The 11,260-nt window shown below is 66.2% G+C and carries 9 protein-coding genes; 3 read left to right on the top strand and 6 right to left on the bottom strand.

The annotated features are described in order from the left end of the window. A partial coding sequence (locus LCI23_RS14485; RefSeq protein WP_224947160.1) for an IS1595 family transposase occupies positions 1 to 616 on the top strand: 616 nt, incomplete at its 5' end. A 62-nt stretch (positions 617 to 678) separates the two neighbouring features. Here the strand turns inward: LCI23_RS14485 and LCI23_RS14480 are convergent. After that, complete coding sequence (locus tag LCI23_RS14480) at positions 679 to 1,833, bottom strand: GGDEF domain-containing protein (protein ID WP_224947159.1); 1,155 nt, start codon at positions 1,831 to 1,833, stop codon at positions 679 to 681. Between the two features lie 266 nt (positions 1,834 to 2,099). Between LCI23_RS14480 and LCI23_RS14475 the strand changes: the two genes are divergently transcribed. Further along, positions 2,100 to 2,585: a cyclic nucleotide-binding domain-containing protein gene (locus LCI23_RS14475; RefSeq protein WP_224947158.1), complete on the top strand. Its 486-nt coding sequence runs from the start codon at positions 2,100 to 2,102 to the stop codon at positions 2,583 to 2,585. Continuing rightward, positions 2,582 to 3,745: an AI-2E family transporter gene (locus LCI23_RS14470; RefSeq protein ID WP_374041177.1), complete on the top strand. Its 1,164-nt coding sequence runs from the start codon at positions 2,582 to 2,584 to the stop codon at positions 3,743 to 3,745. Before LCI23_RS14475 ends, LCI23_RS14470 begins: the two co-directional genes overlap by 4 nt. 89 nt (positions 3,746 to 3,834) lie before the next feature. Here the strand turns inward: LCI23_RS14470 and LCI23_RS14465 are convergent, their stop codons facing one another. The 5 genes from LCI23_RS14465 to LCI23_RS14445 form a co-directional block, all read right to left on the bottom strand. Continuing rightward, on the bottom strand, positions 3,835 to 6,015 hold the full coding sequence (locus LCI23_RS14465; protein ID WP_374041176.1) for a YgiQ family radical SAM protein: 2,181 nt from the start codon (positions 6,013 to 6,015) through the stop codon (positions 3,835 to 3,837). A 187-nt stretch (positions 6,016 to 6,202) separates the two neighbouring features. Next, positions 6,203 to 6,499 (bottom strand): DUF4404 family protein, encoded by a 297-nt coding sequence (locus LCI23_RS14460; RefSeq protein ID WP_224947155.1) that lies wholly within the window; start codon positions 6,497 to 6,499, stop codon positions 6,203 to 6,205. A 10-nt stretch (positions 6,500 to 6,509) separates the two neighbouring features. Continuing rightward, entirely contained in the window at positions 6,510 to 6,722 is a 213-nt protein-coding gene (locus tag LCI23_RS14455; RefSeq protein ID WP_224947154.1) for a VF530 family DNA-binding protein, read from the bottom strand. A gap of 123 nt (positions 6,723 to 6,845) precedes the next feature. Next, the gene (locus LCI23_RS14450; protein WP_224947153.1) at positions 6,846 to 8,975 is read right to left on the bottom strand and encodes a M3 family metallopeptidase; all 2,130 of its coding nucleotides are present in this window, start codon (positions 8,973 to 8,975) and stop codon (positions 6,846 to 6,848) included. A gap of 74 nt (positions 8,976 to 9,049) precedes the next feature. Beyond that, entirely contained in the window at positions 9,050 to 11,161 is a 2,112-nt protein-coding gene (locus LCI23_RS14445; RefSeq protein WP_224947152.1) for a M3 family metallopeptidase, read from the bottom strand. Positions 11,162 to 11,260: the final 99 nt, after the last annotated feature.

Genomic DNA, 11,260 nt, shown 5'->3' with positions numbered 1-11,260 from the left:
CGTACACCGCAACACGGCCTTCCGGTGGCGCCACCGCTTTCTCGACCAGGCCAGGCACGATCGTCCCAAGACCTTGAGCGGCATCGCCGAAGCGGACGAGATGTTCATCCTCGAATCACAAAAGGGCTCGCGCAAGCTGGACAGGCCGGCACGCAAGCGCGGTGGCCGGGCCCGCAAACGCGGGATTTCAGGCGAGCTCGACTGCATCCTGGTGGCGCGCGACCGTAGCGGACAGACGATCGATGCGGTCGTAGGCAGGGGATCGTTAACAGCCGGGCAGCTGGAGCGCCATCTGCTGCCCAGGCTCGACCGGCAGGTGCTGCTGGTGAGCGATTCCCACGCTGCCTACCGCGCATTCGCCCGCAAGCACCGCATTGCGCATGAGGCGGTCAACCTGCAGGCCGGCATACGGGTCCGTCACCGGGCTGCCGGCGCCATCCACGTCCAGAACGTCAACGCCTATCACGCACGCCTGCGGCAGTGGCTCAGCCATTTCCGCGGCGTGGCCTCGCGCTACCTGCCCAACTACCTGGGCTGGCGCTGGGCGCTCGATGGCGAACGCATCACTACTGCGGAACAATTGCTGCGTATCGCGATCGGCGCCATCAACAGATAACGGTGACAGCGCCTTTTCTTTTCGCCCATGCGCTCGAGCGGCAGGGCCGTCCGGCGACGGATTCACGCCCGGCGCTGCTGCGGCATGCCCACCTCGACCCGGTCCCTCCCCCCGCTCTTGGCCGCATACAGGGCATGGTCCGCCCGTGCCAGCGCCATGCCCAGCGTCTCGTTCGGATCGAGCACCACCACCCCGATACTCACCGTCATCGTGTACGGCGTGCCGCTGGTGATCACGGCCGCGGCGCGCACCGCCTGGCGCAGGCGTTCGGCGGCGGTGAGCGCACCGGCCAGGCTGGTTCCCGGCAGCACCATCGCGAATTCCTCGCCGCCCAGGCGGCCGACCGTTTCATGCGCACGCAGGCTGCCGTGCACGGTACGCGCGAAGACCATCAGGGCCTCGTCGCCGGTCGCATGGCCGAAGCGGTCGTTGATCTGCTTGAAGTGGTCGATGTCCAGCATCGCCAGCGCCAGCGGCTGGCGCTGGCGCAGCGCCGCCCGGCGCGCCTGCTCGGCGCGTTCGAGGAAGGCATGGCGGTTGGGCAGGCCGGTCAGGCTGTCGGTGGTGGCCAGGCGCGCCATCTCGGCATCGTCCCGCTCCTTGCACAGCAGGAGGAAACCGAATCCGTTCACGATCATCAGGAGATAGCCGGCCAGGTAGGCCGCCTCCTGGGCGGCGCGCGGCTCCAGCGGAAGTCCGGCCCGCAGGCCGCTGGCCGCCCACAGCGCCACCGCGACCGCGAACACGGCGTCGTTCACGCCGATGATGCGCTGCAGGAGCGAGGCCCGGCGGCGCGGACGCAGCAGGATCCAGGCCATCGCCGCGGCGAACAGGGCCACGAAGCCGGCTACCAGCGTGGTGATGTACTCCACCGAGGCCCCGGCGCTGCCGGCCGCCAGCACGATCGCCAGCGCCAGCGCGGATACCGGCAGCAGGATGCGCCGCCAGCGCGCGAAGCCGAAGAAGATGCAATAGGCCGCTACTTCCAGCGACACCGCCAGCACCCAGGCGGCGCCTTCCACCCCATGCAGGCCGGGCAGATCCAGCACGGGACGGCACCAGCCAAGCAGCTGGCACAGGCCGATGCCGAGCCGGGCCCACATCCACAGGCGCAGGCCGGGGCTGGCCGCGGCGCCGCGCATGTACCCCGCCATCAGTACGGCAAATGCGATGTTGCCAACACCCAGTGCCAGCACGAAAGATGAAATGTCGATCACGGCCTGTCCCCAGGGATGCCGCATCTGTGCCTCAGGCTCACGATAGCGCTTTCATCATATATGTTGCCCTAGAGAACTATATTACCTGTTTTCATTGGGAGGGCTTGCACAATTGAACCGCTTGGACACGACATTATCTCCAGCGCAACAGTTTCTATGCGCTACCATTCAGCGACAGCTTTCTGGTGCACTCAGGCATCGAATCGCGGATAATCATCTGGCAACATACCTGCAGCACCGTACTTACCGTCCTATTCGGAGCAATCGTGATTTTCGGTTTCCTCAAGCCGCCCAAGATGTCGCCGCGCCTGCACCGCCTGAAGAATTCTTCCCTGTTTTCGACCTTGACACCCCTGGAGCTCGAAATCGTCGACGGCCTGCTGCACGAACGCCGCTATCTCACCGACGAGATCGTGTTCGACGAAGGCGAGGAAGGCCAAGCGCTGTACCTGATCATGAGCGGGAGGGTGGTCATCACCAAGCAGCAGGGGGACAGCAAGCAGGTGGTGGCCGAGCTGGCGCCCGGCAGCTTCTTCGGCGACCTGGCCCTGCTCGACAACTCGCCGCGCAACGCCCAGGCGCGCGCCCTCGAGCCCTGCGAGATGGCGGTGTTCTTCCGCGCCGACTTCCTCGGCCTGCTGGAAACCGACGCCGTGACCGGCTACAAGATCTCGCTCGCGCTGGCGCGCCACATCGGCCTGCGCCTGCGCGAATGGATGGGCAGCGGCCGTCCCCAGCTGGAAGCCTTGTGAACGGCGGCGGGCGCGCGGGGCCGGTGGTCTGGACCGGCATCATCGCCGCCACCTGCGTGCTGCTGCTGCTGGTGCAGCAGGTGCTGTGGCTGGCACTGCCCTTCATCTTCGGCACCGTGCTGCACTACATCCTGGTCGGCCCGATGCAGCGCCTGGTGCGTGCCGGCCATGGGCGCAACAGCGCCGCACTGATGGTGTGCCTGCTGTTCCTGGCCCTGTCCGCGCTGGCCCTGGCGGCGGCCCTGAACTGGAGCCGCGGACCGGAAGAAGCGACCTGGGAAAAGACGCTCGGCCTCTACCTCGACGGCGGCCTCGCTTTCGTCCACAACAGCACGGCCCTGCTCGAACAACGCTTTCCCATGCTGGCAGAAATGCGCCTGACGGCCACCGTGAACGGCCTGTTGCGTGCCCATACCGAGCATTTCGCCGAGAAGCACCTGGGCACGATCCTGATGGGGCTGGCGACCTGGATTCCGTCGCTGCTGCTGGCGCCCTTCCTCAGTTTCTTCTTCCTGCGCGACGGCCTGCGCTTCAAGAAGTTCCTGGCGCGCGCGGTGCCGAACGCCTATTTCGAGCGCGCACTCTACCTGCTGCACGAAGTCGACCAGACCGCGCGCCGCTACTTCGAGGGCCTGCTCAGGCTGACCGTGCTCGACGCGGCGGTGCTGGCGCTGGGCCTGTGGACGATCGGGGTGTCCTCACCCTTGCTGCTGGGACTGTTCTGCGCGGTGCTGGCCTGGGTGCCCATCGTCGGTTCGATCGCCGGCTGCCTACTGGTGGTGATCGTGGCCTCGACCGATGCCCCCGCCAACCCCTTCATCGCCTATGGCGCGATCGGCGTGTTCGTGCTGGTGCGCCTACTGGACGACTTCGTGTTCCTGCCGCTGACCCTGGGGCGCAGCATCCGCGTGCATCCCATGGTGACGGTCCTGATGATCTTCGTGGGCGGCGCGCTGGCCGGGGTGGTGGGACTGATGCTGGTGCTGCCGCTGCTGGGCGTGGTGATGGTGGTCGGCGAAACCCTGGGCCGCCTGATGACCAACCCGCGGCTGCGCGCGCGCCACCGCCATGCGCGCGCACTGCGGGCGCGCCAGGCGGCGGTGGACCTCGATATCGGGCGCGAGCGGCGCGGAACGCCTACCCCGAATGCCGGCCTGTAGGGTGGGCAGCTTGCCTGCCCACGCGTTCGACGCACGTATGAACCGCTACCGCTATCGCCGCGTTGATGCACGCACGGGCCGCGCCTGGCCTAGCGCTTGGGCTTCGACTTGATGGTCGCCAGGATCGACGGCCTGGCCTTGCCCGGCGGCGGCGCGAAGGTCGCGTTCGCCGGCTTGCGCTCGCCACGCTCACCGGCGCGCGCGGCGCGCTTGGGCGCCACCTCGATCGTGCGCCCCTTGGGCACGCCGCCCGGCACGCGGCGGTCTTCGCGCACCATGGTGGCGCCTTCGTCGGACGCCGGCACCAGGTGGCGCTCGCCGTTGCCGATCAGGTCGGCCCGGCCCATGCGGCGCAGGCCTTCGCGGATCACGCCCCAGTTCTCCGGATCGTAATAGCGCAGGAAGGCCTTGTGCAGCTTGCGCGTCTTGCCGCTCTTGGCGGTCTCGACAACTTCCGAGTCTTCCGTCACCTTCGCCAGCGGGTTCTTGCCCGAATGGTACATGGTGGTCGCCATCGCCATCGGCGTCGGCGTGAAGGTCTGCACCTGGTCGAGTTTGAAATTATTCTTCTTCAGCCACAGGGCCAGGTTCAGCATGTCCTCGTCGGTCGAACCCGGGTGCGCCGCGATGAAGTACGGAATCAGGTACTGCTTCTTGCCGGCCTCGATCGAATACTTGTCGAACAGGCGCTTGAACTCGTCGTAGGCGCCGATGCCCGGCTTCATCATCTTCGAGAGCGTGCCTTGTTCGGTGTGCTCCGGCGCGATTTTCAGGAGCCCGCCCACGTGGTGGGTCACCAGTTCCTTCACGTACTCGGGCGAGCGCACGGCCAGGTCGTAGCGCAGGCCGGAGCCGATCAGGATCTTCTTGATGCCGGGGATCGCGCGCGCCTTGCGGTACAGCGAAATCAGCTTGCTGTGGTCGGTGCCCAGGTTGCTGCAGATGGTCGGGTAGACGCACGACAGGCGGCGGCAGGATTCCTCGATCTTTTTATCTTTACAGGCCAGCCGGTACATGTTGGCGGTGGGTCCGCCCAGATCGGTGATCGTGCCGGCAAAATTCCTGGTCGTGTCGCGGATCAGTTCGATCTCGCGCAGGATCGACGGCTCCGAGCGGCTCTGGATGATGCGGCCTTCGTGCTCGGTGATCGAGCAGAAGGTGCAGCCGCCAAAGCAGCCGCGCATGATGTTCACCGAATAGCGGATCATTTCCCAGGCCGGGATGTGCGCCTTGCCGTAGCTCGGGTGCGGCGCGCGCGCATACGGCAGGTCGTACACGTTGTCCATCTCGTCCATCGCGAGCGGCAGCGGCGGGGCATTCAGCCACACGTCGCGGTCGCCGTGCTGCTGGACGAGGGCGCGCGCATGGCCCGGGTTCGACTCGAGGTGAAACACGCGCGAGGCGTGCGCGTACATCACCGGATCGGTACTGACGGTCTCGAACGAAGGCAGGCGCACCACGGTCTTGCGCGCCTTCTCGCGGGCGGCGGCCTGGCGCTCCTCGCGCGTCATGATCAGCACCGGCTTGACTTCCAGCGCCGGCTGCGCATTCTCGGTGGCGCAAGCCTTGGTATCTTCCTGGGCCATCGCATACGGATTCGGATGCGCGTCGATGCGCCCCGGGACGTCCACGCGGGTGGAGTTGTGCACGCTCCACTCCCCGTCCGGCAGCCAGCCGTGCGGCACCAGGAAGGCGGTGCCGCGCAGGTCGCGGATGGTCTTGATGTTCTCGCCCGCGGCGATGCGGCGCGTCACGTCCACCAGCGCGCGTTCGGCATTGCCGAAGATGAGCAGGTCGGCCTTCGATTCGAACAGCACCGAGCGGCGCACCTTGTCCGACCAGTAGTCGTAGTGGGCGATGCGGCGCAGCGAGGCCTCGATGCTGCCGGCGATCACCGGCACGCCCGGGAAGGCTTCGCGCGCGCGCTGGCAGTACACGGTGACGGCGCGGTCCGGACGCTTGTTCGGCTCGGCGTTCGGGGTATAGGCATCGTCGGAACGGATCTTGCGGTCGGCCGTGTAGCGGTTGACCATCGAGTCCATGTTGCCGGCGGTTATGCCCCAGTACAGGTTCGGCTTGCCGAGCGCGCGGAAGGGCTCGACCGAGGTCCAGTCCGGCTGGCTGATGATGCCGACGCGGTAGCCCTGCGCTTCCAGCAGGCGGCCGACCAGCGCCATCCCGAAGCTCGGGTGGTCGATGTAGGCGTCGCCGGTGATCAGGATGATGTCGCACGAATCCCACCCGAGCTTGTCCATTTCGGCACGGGACATCGGGAGGAAGGGCGCGGCGGGGGCGCGGCTGGAGCGCTTCGGGACGCTCGCGAAAAGGTTCAGGGGGGCGTTCATTGGCCGGTATTGTACCGGAAAACCCTTTTCCGGTCGTCTCATCGACCGGAAAATGGCTTAGTTATCAATGACTTGTGGCATCATCGCCGCCCGGCGGCGCGCGCGATATCGGCTAGATGCCCATGTTCGACAAGATATTGCCGAGTTCACGCAGGCCGCTCGAGACACCGGGATGGCGCACCGTGAAGCGCGCCGCCAGCTCCTGGGTGCGTGTTCCCAGGCCAAAGGTATTGTCATCGAGCTGTTGCTCGGCCCGGCGTGCAAGGGCCCGGTCGATGTCGCCGTCAAGCTGGCGCAACAGGGTTTCCAGCTCCGGATCGACGTCCGTGGTTTCCTGCAATTGGCGATGCAAGGCCTTCAGGCGCGCCTTCAGGCTGGCATCGTGCTCGCTCTGCTTGTCACTCAGCATGTCGTTCTCGCTAGTTGGTGAAACGGGTATCGAGATACAGCTTCTCGACCTGCTCGCGCGCCCACGGCGTACGGCGCAGGAATTTCAGGCTCGACTTGATGCTCGGATCGTTCCGGAAGCAGTTGATGTCGACCCTGCGGCCGAGCCCTTCCCAGCCGTAATGCGCAACGAGCCGGGTTAACAGGGATTCTAAGGTAATACCGTGAAGGGACTGAACACTCATCGCTTGCTGACCGTGAAGATAATTGTACCGTGCATAAAAAAGGGAACGGCGCCATGGCACCGTCCCCCGATTCTACGTGAAGCCCGCCGGCCGCAACGGCCGGCCTCGCGTGGCCGCCGGTGCTTATTCCCCGGTCAGGCCGCGGCGCTCCAGCAGCGGCCGGACTTGCGCATCGCGCCCGCTGAAGTTGCGGTACATCTGCATCGCGTCCAGCGTGCCGCCGCGCGACAGCAGGGTCTTGCGGAAATGGTCGCCGTTCTTGCGGGTCAGGCCGCCATTCTCCTTGAACCAGTTGACGGTGTCCGCGTCCAGCTTCTCGGCCCACAGGTAGCCGTAGTAGCCGGCCGCATAGCCGCCCGCGAAGGTATGCGAGAAGTAGGTGGTGCGGTAGCGCGGCGGCACCATGTCGAAGTCGACGCCGGCTTTTTTCAGCGCCGCGGCCTCGAAGGCCAGCACGTCCGTCGGGATCTGGTCCGGCGCCAGCTGGTGCCAGGCCTGGTCCAGCAGCGCGGCCGCCAGGTACTCGGTGGTGCGGAAGCCTTCGTTGAACTGCTGCGAAGCCTGCACCTTGTCCAGCAGCGCCGCTGGCATCGGCTCGCCGGTCTGGTAGTGACGGGCGTAGTTGGCCAGCACTTCCGGCCAGGTCATCCACATCTCGTTCACCTGCGACGGGAATTCGACGTAGTCGCGCGGCACGCGCGAGCCCGCGAAGCGCGGATACTTCACATCCGAGAACATGCCGTGCAGCGCGTGGCCGAACTCGTGGAAGGTGGTACGCACCTCGTCGTAGGTCAGCAGGGTCGGCTCGCCGGCGGCCGGCTTGGCGATGTTCAGGTTGTTGGCAATGACCGGTTTGGTGCCCATCAGCTTGCTTTGCGGGACCCAGGCATTGGCCCAGGCGCCGCCGCGCTTGGTGGCGCGCGCGTAGGGGTCGAGGGTAAAGATCGCGAGCTGCTTGCCGTCGTGGTCGAACACGTCGAACACGCGCACGTCCGGATCATAGGTCGGCAAGTCCTTGCGCTCCTTGAAGCTGATGCCGAATTCCTTGTTGGCGGCGAAGAACACACCATCCTGCAGCACGCGGTTCAGTTCGAAGTAGGGCTTGAGCTGGTTGGCATCGAACGCGTACCTGGCGGCGCGCACCTTGTCACTGTAGAAGCCCCAGTCCTGCGGACCGGCCTGGAAGCCGCCCTTCTCGGCGTCGATCGCTTTCTGGATCTCGGCCGCTTCCTTCCTCGCATTGTTCACGGCCGGCCGGGCGAATTCGGCCAGCAGCCCGTTGACGGCGCCGGTGGTCTTGGCGGTCTGGTCTTCCAGGTTGTAGGCGGCGTGGTTCGGGTAGCCCAGCAGCACGGCGCGCTCGGCGCGCAGTTTGGCCAGCTTCAGCACGACCTCGCGGTTGTCGAATTCGCCGCCGCGCGAGCCGCGCGCCATTGATGCCGCCAGCAGCTTTTCGCGGGTGGCGCGGTTGCTCAGCACTGCTAGGTGCGCCTGCTGGGTGGTGTTCACGACCGGGATCACGAACTTGCCGTCCAGGCCGCGTTTCTTGGCCTCAAGCGCGGCGGCGTCGATCTGCTTGTCGCTCATGCCGGCCAGCTCGGCGCGGGTGTCGACCACCAGGGCCGAGGCATTGGCTTCCTTGAGCACGTTCTGCGCGAACTGGGTCGACAGCGCGGCCAGCTGGCCGTTCATTTCCTTCAGCTTCTGCTTGTCGGCGTCATTCAGCCTGGCGCCGGCGCGCACGAAGTCGGTGTGGTAGCGCTCGATCAGGTACTGCGATTCCGCGTCCAGGCCCAGCTTGGCGCGGCGCTCATACAGCGACTTGATGCGCGCGTACAGTTTTGGGTTCAGGCGGATCGCATCGTTGTGGGCCGACAGCTTCGGCGCCAGGTCCCTGGCCAGGGCGATCAGGGTGTCGTTGGTATAGGAGCCGGTCAGGGTGCCGAAGGCGGTGCTGACGCGATTCATCAGCTGGCCCGAACGCTCCATCGCCACGATGGTGTTTTCAAACGTCGGCGCCGCCTTGTTGTTGGCGATCGCCTCGATCTCGAGCGCTTCCTGGCGCATCGCTTCGGCGAAGGCCGGCGCGAAGTGCTCGTTACGGATCTTGTCCCAGGCCGGATACTGCAGCGGCAGGGTGCTCGGCCTGGCGAACGGGTTCGAGGCCGCGAGCATCGATGCCGGGGCAGCGACGGCGGCCATGCTGGCGACGGCGCTGGCGGCAGCGACCAGCAGGATGTGTGGACGGATCATGGTGTCCCCTTTTTATGGTTGTCGTAAAAAGCTGAATGAACGACAAGCCGGCGCGTGCGCCGGCTTGCCTGGACTTAGTTCAGGCCGCGGCGTTCCAGCAGCGGCGCGATGACCGGGTCGCGGCCGCGGAAATCGCGGTACATCTGCACCGCGTCCATGGTGCCGCCCTTGGACAGCACCATCTGGCGGAAGCGCTCGCCGTTCTTGCGCTGCAGGCCGCCGTTTTCCTTGAACCATTCGCCGGCGTCGGCATCCAGGCGCTCGGCCCACAGGTAGCTGTAGTAGCCGGCCGAATAGCCGCCCGAGAAGGCGTGCGAAAAGTAGGTCGAGCTATAGCGCGGCGGCACCGGCGCGAAGTCCAGGCCCGCTTCCTTCAGCGCCTGTTCCTCGAACGACTTCACGTTGCCCGGGATCGCTTTCGAACCCAGCTGGTGCCAGCGCTGGTCGAGCACCGCGGCGGCCAGGTACTCGGTCGTGCGGTAGCCTTCATTGAATTTCTGCGAGGCGCGCAGCTTGTCCAGCAGCTCTTTCGGCATCGGCGCGCCGGTCTGGTAATGCTTGGCATAATTGGCGAGCACCTCCGGCCAGGCCATCCACATCTCGTAGACCTGCGACGGCAGCTCGACGTAGTCGCGCGGCACGCTGGTGCCCGAGAAGCGCGGGTACTTCACCTTCGAGAACCAGCCGTGGGTGCCGTGGCCGAATTCGTGGAAGGTGGTACGCACTTCGTCCCAGGTGAGCAGGGTCGGCTCGCCCGGCGCCGGCTTGGCCAGGTTCAGGTTGTTGGTGATGACCGGCTTGTTGCCCAGCAGCGTGCTCTGGCTGACCAGGGCGCCCATCCAGGCGCCGCCGCGCTTGTTCGGACGCGCGTACGGATCGAGCACGAAGATCGCCAGGTGCTCGCCGTTCTCTTCGAACACGTCGTACACGCGCACGTCGGCGTCGTAGGTCGGCAAGTCCTTGCGCTGCTTGAAGGTGATGCCCCACAGCTTGTTGGCGGCGAAGAAGGCGCCGTCGTGCAGCACGCGGTCGAGTTCGAAGTAAGGCTTGAGCTGGTTGGCGTCAAAAGCGTACTTGGCGGCGCGCACCTTGTCGCTGTAGTAGTTCCAGTCTTGGGCCGCGACCTTGAAGCCGCCTTTCTCCGCATCGATCATTTCCTGGATCTCGGCGGCTTCCTTCCTGGCGTTGCGCACGGCCGGCACGGCCAGGTCGGACAGCAGCTTGTTGACGGCGGTCGTGTCCTTGGCGGTCTGGTCTTCCAGCGAGTAGGCGGCGTGGCTGCTGTAGCCCAGCAGCTCGGCGCGCTCGGCGCGCAGCCTGGCCAGCTGCAGCACGATGTCGCGGTTGTCGAACTCGCCGCCGCGCGAGCCGCGCACCGCCGAGATCGAGAGCAGCTTCTCGCGGGTGCCGCGCACGCTCAGCTGCGACAGCGGGCCCTGCTGGGTCGTGTTCACGACCGGGATCACGAACTTGCCGTCCAGGCCGCGCTTCCTGGCCTCGGCGCTGGCGGCCACGATCGCGCTCTCCGGCAGGCCGGCCAGCTCTTCGCGGGTGTCCACCACGAAGGCCGAGGCATTCACTTCCTTCAGCACGTTCTGGCTGAACTGGGTCTGCAGGGCGGCCAGCTTGCTGTTGTACTCGCGCAGTTTCTGCTTGTCGGCGCTGGAGAGCTTGGCGCCGGCGCGCACGAAGTCGGTGTGGTAGCGCTCGATCAGGTACGCCGACTCGGCGTCCAGGCCCAGCCTGTCGCGCTTGGCGTACAGGGCCTGGATGCGCTGGAACAGCTTCGGGTTCAGGCGGATCGCGTCGCCGTGGGCGGCCAGTTTCGGCGCCAGTTCCTTGTCCAGGGCCTGCAGGCTGTCGTTGGTGTAGGAACCGACCAGGGTGCCGAACACGGTGGACACGCGGTTCAGCAGCCGGCCCGAACGCTCCATCGCGACGATGGTGTTCTCGAAGGTCGGCGCCGCCTTGTTGTTGGCGATCGCTTCCACTTCGCGCGCCTGCTCACGCATGCCTGCCTCGAAGGCCGGCGCGAAGTGTTCGTTCCTGATCTTGTCGAAGGCCGGGTAGCCGTATTGGAGGGTGCTCGGCTTGGCGAACGGGTTGGTGGCGTCGAGCGGCGCGGCATGGGCCAGGTTGGCCATGGCGACGCTGGCTGCGATCAGGAGCATACGGGGACGGTTCATGGTGTCTCGGGTATTGATTGAACTACGTTGAAACATGCCTGCCGGGCGCCGCCGGGCGGGGGGCCCGGCGGCGCCAGGCATGGCGCGAAAAAGTGGGGT

Source organism: Massilia sp. MS-15, assembly GCF_020176695.1.
Lineage (GTDB): Bacteria > Pseudomonadota > Gammaproteobacteria > Burkholderiales > Burkholderiaceae_D > Telluria > Telluria hydrophila.
Note: the sequence above shows the minus strand (reverse complement) of the source record. Positions and strands in the feature narration are given on the sequence as shown.